This is a genomic window from Phenylobacterium sp., assembly GCF_036563285.1.
In the GTDB taxonomy this organism is placed as follows: domain Bacteria; phylum Pseudomonadota; class Alphaproteobacteria; order Caulobacterales; family Caulobacteraceae; genus Phenylobacterium.
On record NZ_DATCMR010000005.1, the window covers coordinates 193,929 to 211,042 of the forward strand.

Annotated in this window: 16 protein-coding genes; 2 read left to right on the plus strand and 14 right to left on the minus strand. The window is 71.1% G+C overall.

Features of this window, described 5'->3' with window-relative positions:
* The first annotated feature begins 52 nt into the window (after nucleotides 1-52).
* Nucleotides 53-502, plus strand: coding sequence for a DoxX family protein (locus tag VIL76_RS04150; RefSeq protein ID WP_332043732.1), 450 nt, complete (start codon nucleotides 53-55; stop codon nucleotides 500-502).
* Here the strand turns inward: VIL76_RS04150 and VIL76_RS04155 are convergent.
* The 14 genes from VIL76_RS04155 to VIL76_RS04220 form a co-directional block, all read right to left on the minus strand.
* A complete protein-coding gene (locus VIL76_RS04155; RefSeq protein ID WP_332043733.1) occupies nucleotides 499-1,890 on the minus strand; it encodes a HAMP domain-containing sensor histidine kinase in 1,392 nt (463 codons plus the stop codon). The two genes, VIL76_RS04150 and VIL76_RS04155, sit on opposite strands and share 4 nt — an antisense overlap.
* A gap of 9 nt (nucleotides 1,891-1,899) precedes the next feature.
* On the minus strand, nucleotides 1,900-2,571 hold the full coding sequence (locus tag VIL76_RS04160) for a response regulator transcription factor (protein ID WP_332043734.1): 672 nt from the start codon (nucleotides 2,569-2,571) through the stop codon (nucleotides 1,900-1,902).
* A gap of 25 nt (nucleotides 2,572-2,596) precedes the next feature.
* Entirely contained in the window at nucleotides 2,597-4,162 is a 1,566-nt protein-coding gene (locus tag VIL76_RS04165) for a Do family serine endopeptidase (protein WP_332043735.1), read from the minus strand.
* Nucleotides 4,163-4,305: 143 nt separating this feature from the next.
* Nucleotides 4,306-4,764, minus strand: coding sequence for a cytochrome c-type biogenesis protein (locus VIL76_RS04170; RefSeq protein ID WP_332043736.1), 459 nt, complete (start codon nucleotides 4,762-4,764; stop codon nucleotides 4,306-4,308).
* The gene (locus tag VIL76_RS04175; RefSeq protein ID WP_332043737.1) at nucleotides 4,761-6,737 is read right to left on the minus strand and encodes a heme lyase CcmF/NrfE family subunit; all 1,977 of its coding nucleotides are present in this window, start codon (nucleotides 6,735-6,737) and stop codon (nucleotides 4,761-4,763) included. Before VIL76_RS04175 ends, VIL76_RS04170 begins: the two co-directional genes overlap by 4 nt.
* On the minus strand, nucleotides 6,734-7,219 hold the full coding sequence (gene ccmE, locus VIL76_RS04180) for a cytochrome c maturation protein CcmE (protein WP_332043738.1): 486 nt from the start codon (nucleotides 7,217-7,219) through the stop codon (nucleotides 6,734-6,736). The genes VIL76_RS04175 and ccmE overlap by 4 nt, the downstream gene beginning before the upstream one ends.
* Entirely contained in the window at nucleotides 7,216-8,301 is a 1,086-nt protein-coding gene (gene ccmI / locus VIL76_RS04185) for a c-type cytochrome biogenesis protein CcmI (RefSeq protein WP_332043739.1), read from the minus strand. The genes ccmE and ccmI overlap by 4 nt, the downstream gene beginning before the upstream one ends.
* Before the next feature lie 41 nt (nucleotides 8,302-8,342).
* Nucleotides 8,343-9,716 (minus strand): hypothetical protein, encoded by a 1,374-nt coding sequence (locus tag VIL76_RS04190; RefSeq protein ID WP_332043740.1) that lies wholly within the window; start codon nucleotides 9,714-9,716, stop codon nucleotides 8,343-8,345.
* Nucleotides 9,717-9,799: 83 nt separating this feature from the next.
* Nucleotides 9,800-11,185, minus strand: coding sequence for a sensor histidine kinase (locus VIL76_RS04195; protein ID WP_332043741.1), 1,386 nt, complete (start codon nucleotides 11,183-11,185; stop codon nucleotides 9,800-9,802).
* A gap of 4 nt (nucleotides 11,186-11,189) precedes the next feature.
* The gene (locus tag VIL76_RS04200) at nucleotides 11,190-11,882 is read right to left on the minus strand and encodes a response regulator transcription factor (protein WP_332043742.1); all 693 of its coding nucleotides are present in this window, start codon (nucleotides 11,880-11,882) and stop codon (nucleotides 11,190-11,192) included.
* 36 nt (nucleotides 11,883-11,918) lie between these two features.
* On the minus strand, nucleotides 11,919-12,197 hold the full coding sequence (locus tag VIL76_RS04205) for a hypothetical protein (protein ID WP_332043743.1): 279 nt from the start codon (nucleotides 12,195-12,197) through the stop codon (nucleotides 11,919-11,921).
* A gap of 72 nt (nucleotides 12,198-12,269) precedes the next feature.
* Nucleotides 12,270-13,223, minus strand: coding sequence for a J domain-containing protein (locus VIL76_RS04210; RefSeq protein ID WP_332043744.1), 954 nt, complete (start codon nucleotides 13,221-13,223; stop codon nucleotides 12,270-12,272).
* A 95-nt stretch (nucleotides 13,224-13,318) separates the two neighbouring features.
* On the minus strand, nucleotides 13,319-14,545 hold the full coding sequence (locus VIL76_RS04215) for an alpha/beta hydrolase (protein ID WP_332043745.1): 1,227 nt from the start codon (nucleotides 14,543-14,545) through the stop codon (nucleotides 13,319-13,321).
* A 175-nt stretch (nucleotides 14,546-14,720) separates the two neighbouring features.
* Nucleotides 14,721-15,185, minus strand: coding sequence for a YcgN family cysteine cluster protein (locus tag VIL76_RS04220; RefSeq protein WP_332043746.1), 465 nt, complete (start codon nucleotides 15,183-15,185; stop codon nucleotides 14,721-14,723).
* An 86-nt stretch (nucleotides 15,186-15,271) separates the two neighbouring features.
* Between VIL76_RS04220 and VIL76_RS04225 the strand changes: the two genes are divergently transcribed.
* Complete coding sequence (locus VIL76_RS04225; RefSeq protein WP_332043747.1) at nucleotides 15,272-17,065, plus strand: ABC-F family ATP-binding cassette domain-containing protein; 1,794 nt, start codon at nucleotides 15,272-15,274, stop codon at nucleotides 17,063-17,065.
* The last annotated feature ends 49 nt before the right edge of the window (nucleotides 17,066-17,114 follow it).

Sequence of the window (17,114 nt, forward strand, 5' to 3'; positions counted from 1 at the left end):
GCGGCCCCGGCGTGAAGGCGCCCACAGTCGCGCTTCAGACGTGGGGGCGCGGATGAGGCCATCGGCACGACTTCTTTCCCTTGAGCCGCTGACGGCGCTTTCCGACGCCGCCCTGCTCCTGCTGCGCGTTGGCGTGGGCGCCTTCCTGGTTTGGGGCGTCTGGGACAACATCACAAGCGCCGAGCACATGGCGAGGTTCGCGGCGTTCCTCAAGCAGTTCGGCTTCCCCTACCCCGACCTGATGGCCCCCTTCGACGTCTTGGTGCAGTTCGGCATCGGCGTGGCCTTCATCCTGGGGGCGCTGACCCGGTGGGCGGGGCTGCTGTGCGCGGTGAACTTCATCATCGCGATCGCAATGGTCGATCATCACGCGGGCCTGCGGGCGTCATTCCCGGCGATGTGCCTGGTCCTGATCGGGCTCTATCTCGCCGCGCGCGGCGCCGGCCGGTTCAGCCTGGACGCGGTGCTCTTCAACCGCCCGCGCCGCGGCTTCAGAAGCTAAGGCCGCGGCAGGACCAAGGCCACCCGCAGACCCGGGCCCATGTCGCCTACCTTGCCCGGGCCCTCGTCGAGTTCGAGACGGCCGCCGTGCGCCTCTGCGACCGCCGCCACGAGCGACAGGCCAAGGCCGGCGCCCGGTTCGTTGCGGCTGTTCTCCAGGCGCACGAAGCGCTGGACGACACGCTCGCGGTCCTCGTCGGGCACGCCGGGCCCGGTGTCTGTGACGGAGAACTCCACCTCGCCCGACGAGCGGCGCCGGACGCGCAGCATGATCGCGCCGCCGGCCGGCGTGTACTTCACCGCGTTGTCGAGGATGTTGGCGAGCGCTTGGGCCAGGAACTCGCGGTTGCCGCGGATCGACAGGTCCTTGGTGAACTCCGCGGCGAACTCGATGCCCTTGTCCTCGCAGAGCGGCTCGTAGAGCTCGGCGATGTCGGCGGCGAGCTCGGCGGGATCGAAAAGGATCGGGTCCGGCGCCGTCCCGGCGGCCTGCAGGCGGGCGATGGAGAGCACCGCGCCGAAGGTCTTGAGCACCCCGTCGGTGTCGGTGAGCGCCTGGGCCAGCGCCTCCGTGGCGTCGCCCTTTCCGGCCTCCACGTCGATGAAGGCCGCCTCCAGCCGCGCCCGCAGGCGCGTCAGCGGCGAGCGCAGGTCGTGGGCGATGGCGTCACCGGCGTGCTTGTGGCCTGCCATGGAGCGCTCCAGGCGGTCGAGCATCTCGTTGATGCCGATGGCGAGCTCGTCGAACTCGTCGCGGGTGCCACGGACATGGGCGCGGGCCGCCAGGTCGCCGTTGCGCACCGCCTCCACCACCTCGGTGAGGCTAGCCATGGAGCGGCTGACGTTGCGGCTCACCAGCACGCCGCCCGCCAGGCCCAGGATCACCACCAGGGCGCCCGCGCCCCAGAGCGCGTTGATGATCTCCAGGATGTAGGCCTCGTCCTCGCCGGTGTCGGCGCCAACGAAGAGGATCTCGCCGCCGCCGAGCTTCTGCTGCAGGCCGCGGGCGGGATGCTTGCGGCCGGTCTCCGGGTCGTCGACGGTGAAGCTGGTCCAGGTTGGTTCGCCGTTGAAGTCGTCGACGGGGGTCTCGTCGATGGAGCCGGAGATCTTGTGGCCGCTCCTGTCCATCAGGAGGTAGAGGTAGGGCCGCTCCGAGGCAGCGCGCTCAATCAGGGACTGGTTCACCGCCACCATACCGGCGCGCTCGTAGGCCGCCTCCAGGGAACGCATCTCGCGGGTGATCTCGCGGTCGGTCCGGCGCGTCGTTTCGCCCGCGGTTGCGACATAGATGTAGGCGAGGAAGGCCGACGCGGCGCTGGCGAACAGCGCCAGGAACAGCAGCGTCAGCCGGAACGGCGTGGTGCGGAAGATGCGCGGCAGGCGCATCGCGCGGTCCTAGGCGTCCAGGCGGTAGCCCGCCCCGCGGACGGTCTGCAGCATCGGCCGGTCGAAGCCCTTGTCGATCTTCGAGCGCAGGCGGGAGATGTGCACGTCGATGACGTTGGTCTGGGGGTCGAAGTGGTACTCCCAGACCTTCTCCAGCAGCATGGTGCGCGTCACCGACTGGCCGGCGTGGCGCATCATGAACTCCAGGAGCTGGAACTCCCGCGGCTGCAGGTCGATCTCCTTGCCCTGGCGGTGCACGGTGCGGCCGATTAGGTCCATCTCCAGCTCGCCGACCCTGAGCAGGGTCTGCACCGAGCCGGTCTCGCGCCGGCGCGCCAGGGCCTCGACCCGAGCGATCAGCTCGGCGAAGGCGTAGGGCTTGACCAGGTAGTCGTCGCCCCCGGCCTGCAGGCCCTTTACCCGGTCTCCGACCTCGCCCAGGGCGGAGAGGAACAGCACCGGGGTCTGGTCGCCCTCGCGCCGGAGCGTCTCCACGAGGGTGACGCCGTCCATGCGCGGCATCATGCGGTCGACGATCATCACGTCGAACTCGCCGTCGCGGGCGGCGGAGAGGCCCTCCTCCCCGTCGGCCGCACGCGTGCACTGGTTGCCGGCCTCGGTGAGGCCGCGCTCCATGGCTTCGGCCGCCTCGAGGTCGTCCTCGACGATCAGGATCCGCATGATTCCGCCCCCCGCAGAGCCAAGCTTAGCCTGAAACCTTCAAGGCCAGGAACACGGTGCGGCCGTTGCGGACCACGCCGATGGCGACGTTCTCGCGCTTGGCGGCCTTGGCCGCGGCCACGGCGGCGGAGACTTCCTGGCCGCTCGTCACGGCCCGGCCGTTCACCTGAGCGATCACGTCCCCGCGCCGCAGGCCGGTCTCGCCCGCCGCCGAGGACTGGTCGACGCCGGTCACCAGCACCCCGCGCACCTCCGCGGGCACGTTGAGCTGGGTGCGGGTCGCCGCGTCGAGCGGCGCGAGCGTGAGGCCGAGCACCGTGGTGCGGGCCGCCTCGGGCACCGCCGGGGTCGGCCGCGGACGGGCGCCGGGGGTGTTGTCGTTAACCGCCAGCTCGCTTTCCGCCGGACGGACGCCCGAGCGGATTTCGATGGTCCGCCGGCGGCCTTCGCGCAGGATCTCGAGCCGCAGCACGTCGCCGGGACGGGCCTTGGCCACCTCGCGGGTGAGGTCGGTGTTGGTCTTGATGTTCTTGCCGTTCACCGAGGTGATCACGTCGCCGGACATCAGGCCGGCCCGCGCGGAAGGTCCGCCGGCCACCAGGTCGGAGACGATGGCGCCGCGCTGCTCGCCCATGCCCAGCGCCTCGGCCACCTCGGGCTGGACGTTCTGGATGGTGGCGCCGATGTAGCCGCGCTCGATGCGGCGGCCGGCGATCAACTGCTTGGTGACGTTCTCGGCCACCTCCGCGGGGATGGCGAAGCCAATACCGACCGAGCCGCCCGAGGGCGAGTAGATCGCCGTGTTCACCCCGATGACCCGCCCGTAGATGTCGAAGGTCGGACCGCCCGAGTTGCCCCGGTTGATGGGCGCGTCGATCTGGATGAAGTCGATGAAGGTGTCGCCGATGTCGCGGCCGTACGCCGAGACGATGCCGGCCGTGGCGGTGCCGCCCAGGCCGAAGGGGTTGCCGACCGCGATCACCCAGTCGCCGACCCGCGGCTTGGCCTGGTTCTCGAAGTTCACGAACGGGAAGTTGCGGCCCTCGACCTTGAGCACCGCCAGGTCGGTCGCCTCGTCGCGACCCACGACCGTGGCCTGCAGCTCGCGCTCGTCCTTGAGCACGACCTTGATCGACTGGGCGTTCTCGACGACGTGGTTGTTGGTGACGATGTAGCCGTCCGGGGAGATGAAGAAGCCGGAGCCCGACGAGCGGGCGGGCGGCATGCGCGGTTGGCCACGCTCGGTGCGGCCGCCACCTTCGGGCGCCCCTTCGTCCTCGCCATCGCCGCCGCCCTGGTCGGGCGGCACGAGGAAGGGCAGGCCGGGGATCACCCGGCGCAGGCGGTTCGGATCGACACGGCTTTCCACCTCGATGGACACAACCGCGGGCGAAACCTTCTCGAAGATGTCGGCGTAGGACATCGGCGCGCCGGGTGGCGGCGCGAAGATCGGCGCCGTGGAGGCGCGGATCAGTTGCGGCTGGTCGGCATGGGCCGCCGGAAACCGCATGCCCGCGCCGGCCACCGCCGCCGCCATCACGCCCGCACCAGCCACGGCGCCCAGGATGTAACCCGTCTTCTTCGAAGTCATTGGCCTTACTGTTCCCTGTACGCGACGTCCGGAACACCGGGCCGCGCCCTGATAAACCTAGGTTCGATGCACGAGAGCGCAACCGCTCTCAAGTTACGTTTAGGTCACCCTGCGTTCGGCTTCGCGTCCGATATTGGGCGCAATCATGTCGGCGGTATTTCGCTGTTCGCCAGACGCTGTAGCCGCTCCGCCTCCTCCTCGCTTAGCTCCGTGTCCGGCGTTCGGTTCCGGAGCCTGGCCAGAAGCAGGCCCGCGCCGAGCAGCACGATCGCGAACGGGGCCAGCCACAGCACCAGGTTTCCCGTCGAAAAGCTGGGGCGCAGGAGCACGAACTCGCCGTAGCGGTCGGTCAGATAGCGCTTGATCTGGGTCTCGCTACGGCCCGCCTTCACCTGCTCGCGGACTAGCTTGCGAAGGTCCTGCGCCAGCGGCGCCTCGGAGTCGTCGATGGACTCGTTCTGGCAGACCAGGCAGCGCACGTCGCGGAAGATCTCCCGCGCCTGCGCCTCCTGCGCCGGGTCCGGGAGCCTCTCGGCGGGGTCCGAGGCGGCGGCCATGCAGAACACGGCGGCCAGGGCCGCCAGGGCGCGCCGCAGCCTCATGCCGGCTGCTCTTGGGTGCGGCGCGCGATGCCGATGCGCAGGCGGCGGTCCGACAGGGAGACGAGGCCGCCCAGGCCCATCAGGACCGGGCCGAGGAAGATCAAGGACGCCCAGGGGTTCCAGTAGCCGCGCACCAGCCACACCGGCTCAGCCCGGGCGTCGCGCCGCTCGCCCAGCACCAGGTAGAGGTGGGACAGGCCGCGGTAGCAGATGGCGACCTCCGAGGTGGTCTGGCCGCCCGCAGGATAGAGCCGGCGCTCGGGCGTACCGGAGCAGATCGGCTCGCCGTTCCGCGTGACGGTGATGTAGCCGCGTTCGGCGTCGTAGTTGGGCCCCTCGACCGGCTCCACCCGGTCCAGCCGCGCCTGGTAGGCGCCGACGTTGATCACGCCGCCCAGCGGCAGGGTCTCGGCGGCCTCGGCCTTCCAGCCGGTCTCGAAGCAGGCGCCGAGCACGAAGACGCCGAGCCCCAGGTGCGCCAGCGTCATGCCCCAGGCGCCTCGCGGCAATCCGGTCAGGCGCCGCCAGGTCTCTGCCGCTGGGACGCGGAAGGCTCGCGTACGCTCGAAGATCTCGGCCACCGCGCCGGCGATCAGCCAGGCGCCGATGCCGATGCCGGCCGCGCCGAAGGCTTTCCTTGGGCTCACCAGGGCATAGGTGGCGAGCGCCACGACCAACGCGATCAGGGCCGCGGTCCAGAGCCGTTGCGCCACGCCCTGGGCGTCGCCGCGCTTCCAGGCCAGCAGCGGACCGGCCGGGAGCAGGACCATCAGCGCCGCCATGAGGGGGGTGAAGGTCAGGTTGAAGTACGGCGGCCCCACCGAGATCGCCTCCCCCGTGGCGGCCTCCCGGATCAGCGGGAACAGGGTGCCGAGCAGGACCGTGGCCGTCGCCGCCGCCAGTAGGATGTTGTTGAGCACCAGGGCGCTCTCGCGGCTCACCGGCGCGAACAGGCCGCCTTGGGCGAACGCCGGCGCGCGCCAGGCGAACAGCGCAAAGCCGACGCCCGCGAACAAGCCCAGGATCATCAGCAGCAGGACGCCGCGGGTGGGATCCACCGCAAACGCGTGAACGGAGGTCAGCACGCCCGAGCGCACCAGGAAGGCGCCCAGCATGGAGAAGGTGAAGGCGGCCACCGCCAGGAACACGCTCCAGCCGGAAAGCGCGCCGCGCTTCTCCGTCACGATGGCCGAGTGCAGGAGGCCGGTGGCCACCAGCCAGGGCATGAAGGAGGCGTTCTCCACCGGGTCCCAGAACCACCAGCCGCCCCAGCCCAGCTCGTAGTAGGCCCAGAAGGCGCCGAGCGTGATGCCGACGGTAAGCATGCTCCAGGCCGCGAGCGTCCACGGCCGCACCCAGCGCGCCCAGGCGGCGTCCACGCGGCCTTCGATCAGGGCGGCGAGCGCCAGGGAGAAGACCACGCTCAAGCCGACGTAGCCGGCGTAGAGGAACGGCGGGTGGACGGCGAGCGCCGGGTCCTGCAGCAGCGGATTGAGCGAGCGGCCCTCCACCGGCGGGTTGGCCACCCTGGCCAGCGGGTTCGATGCGAACACGGTGTAGGCCAGGAAGACCACGCCCAGGGAGCCCTGCACGGCCACCGTCACCGCTTTCAGGGCGCGCGGCAGGCCCCTGCCCTGCCCGGCCGCCAGGGCGCCGAAGCCGGTGAGCGCCAGGCACCACAGCAGCATGGAGCCTTCATGGCTGCCCCAGGTCCCGGCCACCCGATACAGCAGCGGCTTTGCCGTGTGCGAGTTGGCCGCCACGTTGGCCACGGAGAAGTCCGACACGATGAAGGCGTGCATCAGGGCGGCGAACGCCAGCGCCACGCCCGCGAAGGCCGCCAGCGCTGCGCCTTCGCCGGCCGCGGCCAGCACCGTGGAGCGCCGCATCCGCGCGGCGGCCGACAGCCCGACCTGCGCCACTGAGAAGGCCAGCGCGAGCATCAGCGCGAAGGCGCCGATCTCCGCGATCATGTGGCGGGCGCCTTATGCTGGGGCTTGCCGCCTTCGCCGTACCACTCGCCCTGCTCCTTCAGGGCCTTGGAGACCTCGCGCGGCATGTAGCGCTCGTCGTGCTTGGCGAGCACCCGCGTGGCCTCGAACACGCCGTCCTGGCGGAAGGCGCCCACGGCGACCACGCCCTGGCCCTCGCGGAACAGGTCCGGCAGGTCGCCCTGGAAAACCACGCGGTCCACGGCGGCCTGGTCCTGAACCGTGAACTCCACGCGGCCGTCGGCGTGCTTCACCACCGAACCCTGGGCCACAAGGCCGCCGAGCTGGATGGATCGGCCCGGCGGCGGCTTGGCCGCGTCGGCCTGCGAGGGCGTGTAGAAGAACGAGATCGAGTCCCTCAGGCCCCAGAGGGTGAGGCCCACGGCCAGCGCCAGCACGGGCGCGATCGCCGCGATCAGGGTGAGGCGCCGACGCGCCTTGGGGGATTTGGGAAGCAAACTCATCGCATGGGTTCCGCAGCCGCCGCCGTGGCGAGCTGTTCCAGGATATCGGGTCTCGAGGCGTAACGCGCACGGGCAGTCTTCAAGGCTTCGTCACGCTTGCCGGTCTCCCCCAGCACCGCGTATGCGCGCACCAGCCTGACCCAGCCGTCGGGATTGTCGGGATCGGTCTGCAGCCGCTGGGCGAGGCCTTCGACCATGCCGCGGATCGCCGCCATCTGTGAGCCGGCCACCGAGGGCGTCTGCGGCTGGGCTTCCGCCTCGGCGATGGCCTGGATGAGCACCGGCCGGCGCTCGTCGTCTGCAGGCAGGCTGGCCAGCAGGGCCCGCCACTCGGCCACGCCGCCCACCTTGTCGCCGCGGGCGATGCGCGCCCGGGCCAGGTGGAAGCGGGCCGATATCCCCGCCGGGTCGCGCCTGAGGCTCTCCTGGAAGGCGGCCTCCGCTGCGGGGGTCACGTCACCGTCCCGGAACACCAGGGCCTCGCCCAGGGTGGACCAGAGGTCTGCCCGTTCGGGCGCGAGCTCGACCGCCCGCTCCAGGGCGCGGACGGCTTGGCCGGGGTTCTGGGCGGCGAGATGCATCATCGCCAGCACCCGCTGCGCCTCGGCGTCCTTCGGCCGTTCCTTGGCCACCCGCTCCATGAGCGCGGCGCCCTCGGCGGGGCCGAGCCGGCCCGGATCGGTCGCCACCCAGCCCTTCCAGGTCTCCAGCCGCTTCGCGAACGGCTGGTCCGGGAAGCCGGGCGCGCCCAGCCACAGGTAGAGCCCCAGCGCCAGAGCCGGCGCCGCCACCACGGCGGCCATCAGCGCCGGGCGCGCGGCCGGGCCGCTGCTCCAGCCCTCGCCTGGGCGCTCGGCCGCCGAGAGCAGCCGGCGGCCGGCCTCGGCGTAGGCGCTCTTCTTCTCCGTTTCACCGATCAAGCCACGCTCGGCGAGGTCGTCGATCTCCGACAGCTGCCGGCGGTAGAGGATGGGAGTCGGGTCCGCGGCCTCGGGCGCGGCGGCGGCCTTGGCGGCCCGGAAGAGGATGAGGCCGGCCGCCAGGGCGGAGAGCACGCCGGCGACCACCCAGAAGGCGATCATGCCGGGCCGTTTAGCGGAAAGCTCGATCCAGGGCGAGGGCCTCAGCCGACGCGCGCGGCGGGCGTCTCCGGGAAGTGCGCCGCGGCGGCGCGGCGGCGCACCAGGTCGGCGGCCTTGTCGTCGCGCACCAGGCGGCTGTACTCGGCCACCACGTTCAGGAACTCGCGCGCGACGCTCTCGCTCTCGGCGTCGCCGGTCTTGATGAGGTCAAGGACCTCCTCGACGTAATGGTCGAGGTGGTCGCCCACCTTCTCCAGCATCTTGCCGCGCGCGGAGGCGAAGCCGCCGTAGTTGGCACTCGAGCGGATCTCGCGGGCGAAGTGAAGCAGGGTCATGGCCCGGCTGACGATCTTCTTGTCCGGCGCAATGGACAGGCGCGGGATCGACCGGCGCATGCGCCGCAGCTTCGGCGGCTGGGTCGGCAGCGAGGTGATGACGTACTTCTCGGCGTCGCGGATCCGGCCCTCGACCACAGTGGCCAGCGAGTTCTTCTGCTTGTGCAGCCGCCGGCCCCAGCCTTCCTCACGGGACAGCTCGATGGTGGATTCCAGCTCCGCCACCTGCAGGGTCACCAGCTCGACCATGGTGGCGGCGGACTTCGAGGCGTCCGGCCCCGCGTCGATGTCCAGCTGCGAGATGGCCCGAAGGGCCTCGTCGATGTCCGCCATGACCCGCTCGGCGAAGGCGCCCAGCTCGGATTCCGCCAGGTAGCGCTCGTTCGGCTTCTCCATGACGGCCGAAATGACGCGCAGCACCATCCACGGGTGCGGCATCTGGGCGGCGATCATCTCGAAGTAGCGCGGTCCGCCGTCGTCGGAGACCGCGCAGGCGTCGCGATAGGCGAGCCGTGCGGCCGCCGTGGTCTCCTCGCCGAAGTGGGCGATCCACTCGGGCAAACGGACGGTGGAGCGGCGCACCACGGGCGCGATCTCGAGGCAGGAGATCAGGATGCCGGCGCCGCCGTCGCGCGCTTGGTCGCACAGATCGGAAGCCAGGCGGAATTCCTTGGGATCGCGCGCCCGGACCGCATCGCAGGCGATCTTCACCAGGGCGTCGAAGGGCGCCGGCGAACTCTCGCCGGGCCGGAAGTCGTAGAGCGCCACGGCCGCCTTCTCGATCTCCTGGGGGGCGACGGCCTTGAGGCCCTTCCACAGCAGGCCGAGGACGAACGACGGGAACGTCAGGCCATGGGTGTCGCGCCCGTCGCCGACGCACATGGGGGCGATGGGCTGCAGCACGATGTTGCGCAGGCGTCGGTCCCGGACCTCGTTCTCCACGAGGCGGCGCACGGTGGCCAGCGGCGTGTCCCCGCTCGCGTCCGCAAGCGCTTGGTGGAGACCATCCACGATCCTGTCGGGCGCGCCGGTGACCAGCGTCCGGACGATCTCCATCTTGCGCTCGGAAAGAGCGACCATGCACGGCTCCAGGGGCGGGACGCACGCCCGCACAGTGAAGAAGATGCCCAATCGCGGGTTAAGGTTTTCCGAAGCCTAAGGGATCAGGCCTCCGCCTGCGGAAGGTCGATCTGCACCAGCAGACCGCCCAACTGGGCGTCGCCGAGCTTCAGGGATCCGCCGTAGGCGCGGCCGAGCTCGTCCAGGATGGCCAGGCCCAGGCCGGAGCCGGGGGCGTTCTCGTCCAGGCGGGCGCCGCGGCGGATGACCTCCTCACGCAGGTCGGGCGGCAGGCCCGGACCGTCGTCCTCGATCGTGAGGCGGAAGCGCTCGGCGCCGGCGGGCTCGGCGCGGACGCGGACCTTGGCCTTGCACCACTTGCAGGCGTTCTCCATCGCGTTGCCGGCGATCTCCAGCAGGTCCTGCCGCTCGCCCTGGAAGAACAGGTCCTCGCCGACGTCCCAGTCGATGGCGACGCCCTTGTCGCGGAAGATGCGCTCCAGCGTCCGCGCAAGCTCGTCCACCACCTCGGCCACCGAGGTGCGCTCGCCCATGCCCTGCGTGCGGGCGGCGGCGCGGGCGCGGCGCAGGTGGTGGTCCACCTGCCGCTGCATGGTCTCCGCCTGCCGGGTGACGACTTCCGCAAGCGGCCCCGGCCGCTGGGAAGCCTCCGTGACCATCACCGAGATTGGCGTCTTGAGCGCGTGGGCCAGGTTGCCGACGTGGGTGCGCTGGCGCTCCACGACCTCCTGGTTGTGGACGAGGAGCGCGTTCAGCTCGTCCGCCAGCGGCGCGACTTCGGAGGGGTAGGATCCCGCCAGCCGCTCCGCCTTGCCGCGGCGGACTTCGGCCACTTCGCGGCGAAGCGCGAACAACGGGCGCAGACCCACCCGCACCTGGACGACGATGGCGGCGACCAGGCCCGCGCCCAGCAGGATGAAGGCGCCGGCCGTCCAGACAATGAAGTAGCGGATGTCGCGGTCGATGGACGAGCGGTCCTCGGCGTAGACGAAGATCACCGGCACGCCTTGGATCTCGGCGTAGCGGGCCAGCGTCCGCACGGCCTCGCCCTGCGGGCCGCGGGTGTCGTAGGCGACGGGCTCGCTGGGATCGGCCTTCAGCCGCGCCAGCAGGTCGGGAGGCGTCGGGATCACGGCGCCGAACAAGGAGTAGGACTGCTGCCCCACCGGCTGCAGGCCGCCACCCGCCGTGGGCACCAGGATCTGCCAGTAGCGGCCGGAGTAGGCGCGCGAGGCCCTGAGGTCGGTCAGCACCGGGGCGAAGGGGACGCCGTTCTCGATGGTCGTGCCGGTGAGCAGCTGGTCGATCAGCTCGGCCAGGCTCTCGTCAGTGCGGCGCAGGCCCACCTGCTGCACGCCGAGGCTCAGCACCACCGCAGAGATCAGCAGCGCCGCGAGGCTCCAGCCCAGCGCAAGGATGACGAGCCGCCGGGCGAGCGACGGCCTGGCCAGCGCCCCCGGCAGGTTCACGGCGTCACGGATTGGCCGTCTGCTGGCCCACCTCTTCCGCGGGGCAGGTCAGGCGGTAGCCCAGGCCGCGCACCGTCTCGATCCGGTCCGAGCCGATCTTCTTGCGGACCCGGCCGATGAACACCTCGATCGTGTTGGAGTCGCGGTCGAAGTCCTGGTCGTAGAGGTGCTCGACCAGCTCCGTGCGGCTGATGACGCGGCCCTGGTGCATCATCAGGTAGTGCAGCAGGCGGTACTCCAGCGAGGTGAGCCGCAGCGGCTCGCCGTTGACGCTGGCCCGCGCCGCCCGGGGATCGAGACGCAGGCCGCCGCACTCCAGGTTGGGACTGGCGTGGCCGGCGGTGCGGCGCAGCAGGGCGCGCAGGCGGGCCAGCAGCTCCTCCGTGTGGAACGGCTTGGTCAGGTAGTCGTCGGCGCCGGCGTCGAAGCCAGCCACCTTCTCGCTCCAGGCGCCGCGGGCGGTGAGGATCAGCACCGGCGTCGTCATATTGTCCCGCCGCCAGCGCTCCAGCACCGACACCCCGTCGACCTTGGGCAGGCCGAGGTCGAGGATGACCGCATCGTAGGGCTCGTTCTCCCCGAGGTACTGCGCCTCCTCGCCGTCCGGCGCATGGTCGACGGCGTAGCCGGCGTCGGCCAGCGCCAGCTTCAGCTGGCGGGACAGGTCGGGATCGTCTTCAACAAGCAGGATGCGCACTTCGCGTCCCTTCTTCTGTTCCCCAGCGGCCCAAGCCTACTGACGGCCGATGACCTGGCCGGAGCAGGCGTCCACGACAAAGACCACGACACGCCCGTCCGGCGTCTGCCACTGGACGAAGTAGGCCAGGCGGCCACCGGCGTCGCCCATCGTCGTGTTCAGGTGCCGGCCCGGCGTACGCGAGCCGATCGTGTCAAGAACGCGCGACAGCGGGACTTGGCGACAGGCCGCCGGCCGGTCGTTGTCCTGCGCGAACGCCGCCGGCGCAGGCGCCGTGGCCGCGAGCAGCGCCGCTATGACAAGAAAGCGTTTCATGGCCCTAGATGTACGCGGCCGGGACTGAACCGGGCCTGAATACGGGGTTTATGGGGCCGGTGCGTGGTTCTGTCACGTGCGCCGGCGCGCCGTGTAGGGCCGCTTCTGCCGCATCTGCTCGGCGAAGGCCTCCAGCTCCGCGTCCGCGGCGTCGGGCAGGACGACCACCAGGCGGGCGAAGAGGTCCGTGCGCCGGCCCTGCGGGTCGGAGAGGCCGCGGCCCTTCAGCCGCAGGCGCGCGCCGGTGTTGGCGCCCTTCGGGATGGTGAGCTGGACCGGGCCGTCCGGCGTCGGGGCCTCGACCTTGCCGCCGAGCACCGCGTCGTAGAGCGTCACCGGCAGGTCCATGACCAGCACCTCGCCCTCGCGGCGGTAGATCGGGTGCGGGCGGAACGCCAGCTCGATGAAGGCGTCGCCGGGGCCGGCGCGCCCCGGCGCCCCCTGGCCCCTCAGCCGTAGGGTCTGGCCCTCCTGGGCGCCCTTGGGGATGGTGACGTCGATGGTGCGCCCGTCTGAGAAGGCGATCCGCTGCTTGCCGCCGCGGATGGCGTCCTCCAGGTCGATCTCCAGCTTGGCGCGGACGTCGGCGCCGCGCTGGGAGAAACCGCCGAAGCCGCCGCCGGCGCCGCCGCCGCGCGACCCGCCGCGGCCGCCGCCGAACATCTCGCCCAGGATGTCGTTGAGGTCGACGCCTTCGAAACTCTCCGACTGGTAGGGGCCGCGCCGCGAACGGAAGCCGCCGCCGCCGGGCGGGTCGGCCCAGGGATTGCGGCCGCCGGCCGAGAAGCCGCGGGCGCGCTCACGCCCGTCCGCGTCGATCTCGCCGGCGTCGAACTTCTTGCGCTTGTCCGGGTCGCCGACGATGTCGAAGGCCGCGCTGACCCGCTTGAACTTCTCCTCGGCGCCCTTGTCGCCCGGGTTGGTGTCGGGATGGTGCTGCTTGGCGAGCTTGCGGAAGGCCTTGCGGATCTCGTCCGCGCTCGCAGTCCGGGAGACGCCCAGCTCCTGATAGGGGTCGCGCGTCAACAGGTCTTCCCTCGTCATAGCCGATCAATCCGCGCCTTGTAGATTGGTCCGCCGCCGGTTGCACGCAAGGGGCGATGTGACATTTCTGCCACATATCACATGAAGGGCCGTGGCTCCTGCGGCGGCTGGCGTACGCCGGCATCCGGAGCGTCCATCGTCGTGGCCTCGACCGGCCCGTCGGCGTAGCGCGCGCCACGGGTGAACACTTCGTCCGCGAAGCTGGCGATGGCGGCGTTGTAGGTCTCCGCGAGCTCCATCGGGCCGAGGTGGCCGGCGTCTTCCACATAGACCGCCTTCGCCTGAGGCAGACGCCGGGCGATGGTCTCCCCGGCCGCGGGCACTGTCACGATGTCCTTGCCACCGACGAACACCAGCGCGGGCACCCGGATCGTGGGCAGGTCGCCGGTGGCCTCCCAATGCATCATCGCGAGGTTCCCCTTCGCCTGCACCGCCGGGGGGTTGCGGGTGGCGGCCAGCGCGACCTGCTCGAGCTGGGCCTTCGTCGGCTGCGTTCCGAATCCTCCGATGCGCATGGCCAGGTGCGTGTTGCCGGAGAGGTAGCTCTGCCAGTTCATCAGCCACACCAGCGGCTGCAGCGGGATGTCCAGCCGCATGGCCACTTCCAGCAGCGGCTTGATGGCGTGCAGGCCCTCGCCCAGCACCGTGGTGCGGCTCGGATCCTCGTGGGTGGTGTTCTCCAGGACGATGCCGGCCACCTGCCGGTTCAGGGTCTCCGGATAGCGGCGGCAGAAGGTCTGGATGATCATGCCGCCGATCGAGTGGCCGACCAGGATCACCTTGCGCGGACAGGCTTGGCCGACGATCTCCAGCAGGTCGTCGGCGAACTTCTCCAGGCTGTACCTGCGGTCGGCGAACTGGGTGGACTTGCCGAGGCCGGCGAGGTCGTACGTCACCACCTGGTAGCGCTCGGAAAGCATCTGGCGGGCTTCCCACCAGGTCCCGGCCTCGAGGCCCCAGCCGTGCACGAACACCAGCACCGGCGCGTCTTCCGGACCCGAGCGCTCGACGTGCAGCTTGGCGCCGGTCGGCGTCGTGACGGTGGCGCCCGGCAGTCGACGCAGGCGCTCCCAGTCGTTCTCCTGGCGGCCCAGCAGCATCTTCACCGGCAGCTTGCCGAGGAACGACCAGGCGACCAGCGCGCCGCCGAGCCAGAGCCGCCACGCCTGGGTGTCGAACGCATCGCCCCCGTCCGGCCCGAGCGCGTCGCGCACTTCGAACCAGGACCAGATCAGGTAGCCGCCGAACGCCAAAACGGCGAGCGACGCCAGCGCGAACAGGCGCTGGAAAATCTGCAATAGCATCAGGGACCTCCGACCAGTCTGGCGAAAGTCTGAACCGCCGCCTCCGGCGATGGTTCCCCGGCTAGTCCTTTGCGGCCGCGTGCTGCCGGATCCAGGGCAGCATGACGTCCATGACCGGCGCTGGATCGACCACGCCGCCCCGGCCCCAGAAGGCGCGGCGAGTGGGAGCGTCAAGCTACTCCCGACCGCGTTCGTCCACGAGGTCCCAGGCGGCGAAGTCGAGGGCGTCCTCGGGGTCGGCGAGCGCGCGTTCGTTGATGGTCTGGCCCCGCACCGAGACGCCGGCGGTATGCACGGTCTCCTGGTCGCCGGAGATGAGGGGGTGCCAGGAGGCGAGGTCGCGGCCCTCGTGCAGGCGGCGGTAGGCGCAGCTCTTCGGCATCCACTCCAGCGCCTCGATGTTCCCGGGGGTGAGCTTGATGCAGTCGGGCACGTGGGCGCGGCGGTTGGCGTAGTCGGTGCAGGTGCAGGCGTGGGGGTCGTAGAGCTTGCAGTGCACGCGGGTCGGGATGATCTCGCCGGTCTCCTCGTCCTCGAAGCGGACCAGGCAACAGAGGCCGCAGCCGTCGCAGAGGCTCTCCCACTCCGCGGCGGTCATCTGCTCGAGCGACTTGCGTCGCCAGAAGGGTTCGCCGGCCATGGGCGCCATCTAGCCCCGATGTGCGGCGAACCCAAGACCGGGCGGGCTTTCCGCCGCAGGCCGAAGCCTCTATCTGAGCCCGCCTGATGAGAGCGCCCATCCTCGCCCTGAAGGACGTCCGGCTCGCCGACGGTCCATTGATGCTGTTCGACGGCGTCGACCTGGCGCTGGATACCCGCGTGCGCGCCTGCCTGGTGGGCCGCAACGGGGCGGGCAAGTCGACGCTGCTGCGGGTCATCGCGGGGCTGATCGAGGCCGACGACGGCGAGCGCACGGTGCAGCCGGCGACGCGCATCTCGTTCGTGCCGCAGGAGCCTGAGATCGTGGGGCAAACAGTGCTGGACCACGCCACGGCGGGCGGGGCGGAGCGGCACCGGGCGGAGGCGGAGCTCGCCACCTTCGGGCTGGATCCGGCCAAGCCGGCGCAGGGGCTGTCCGGCGGGGAGATCCGGCGGGCCGCGCTGGCGCGGGCGTTCGCGGAGGACCCCGACGTCCTGCTGCTGGACGAGCCGACCAACCACCTGGACATCCTGGCGATCGAGACGCTGGAGGCGGAGCTCGGCGCGTGCCGGGCGGCGACCCTGATCGTCAGCCACGACCGCGCCTTCCTGGAGCGGGTGACCGCCCGCTGCTTCTGGCTGGAACACCGGCAGGTGCGCAGGCTCGACAAGGGCTTCGGCCACTTCGACGCGTGGGTCGAGAAGATCGAGGCGCAGGCGGCCGAGGAGGCCCGGCGGCTGGACCGCGCCATCCAGCGCGAGCAGCACTGGCTGGCCCGCGGCGTCACCGCCCGCCGGGCCCGCAACGAGGGCCGCCGACGGCGCCTGCTGCAGATGCGCCAGGACATGACCGACCGGATGAAGGAGGCCCGCGGCAGCCTGAACATGGGGCTCGCCTCGTCCGGCGTCTCCGGCCAGCGGGTGGCCGAGGCCAAGGGCATCTCGAAGGCCTTCGGCGAGCGGGTGATCCTGAAGGGGTTCTCGACGCGGATCCTGCGCGGCGACCGGCTGGCCATCGTGGGACCGAACGGAGCGGGCAAGACCACGCTCGTGAAGCTGCTGCTGGGCGAGCTTGCGCCCGACGCCGGCGAGGTGAAGCTCGGCACCAACCTGGAGATCGCCTACATCGACCAGGCGCGCGCCGACCTCTCCGGGGAGACCAGCCTGCGCGAGGTGCTGCTGCCGCACGGCGGCGACCAGGTGATGGTGCGCGGCGCGCCGCGGCACGTGGTGTCCTACGCCAAGGACTTCCTGTTCACCGAGAACCAGCTGCGCCAGCCGGTGCGCAGCCTGTCCGGCGGCGAGCGCAACCGACTGCTGCTGGCCCGGGCGCTGGCCCGGCCGGCGAACGTCATGGTGCTCGACGAGCCCACCAACGACCTGGACATGGACACGCTGGACCTGCTCGAGGACCTGCTGGCCGACTATGAGGGCACGCTGATCCTGGTGAGCCACGACCGCGACTTCATCGACCGCCTGGCCACCTCCACGATCGGCCTGGACGGCACGGGGCGCGCCGTGGAGACGCCGGGGGGGTGGCAGGACTTCATCGGCCAGAACCCCGGCTTCTTCGGGGTCCGGGAGGTGGTTGCGCCGAAGGCTCCCGCGGCGGCGGCGAAGCCCGCGCCGGCGAAGGCCACCAAGCTGTCGTACAAGGAGCAGCGGCGGCTGGAGGAGCTGGACCGCGCGGTCCATGAGCTGCCCGGCAAGATCGCCACGCTGGAGAAGGCGCTGCACGATCCGGACCTCTACGCCCGCGACCCCGCCGCCTTCGACCGTTTCAGCAAGGCGCTGGACGCCGCGCGCGCCCAACTCGGGCAGGCGGAGGAGGAGTGGCTGGCGCTGGAGGAGCGGCGCGAGGCGCTGGAGGCGGGACGCTAATCCGGCCCCCGCTTTCCTGTGGATTACTTTAGCCGCTGCATTCGTTCAG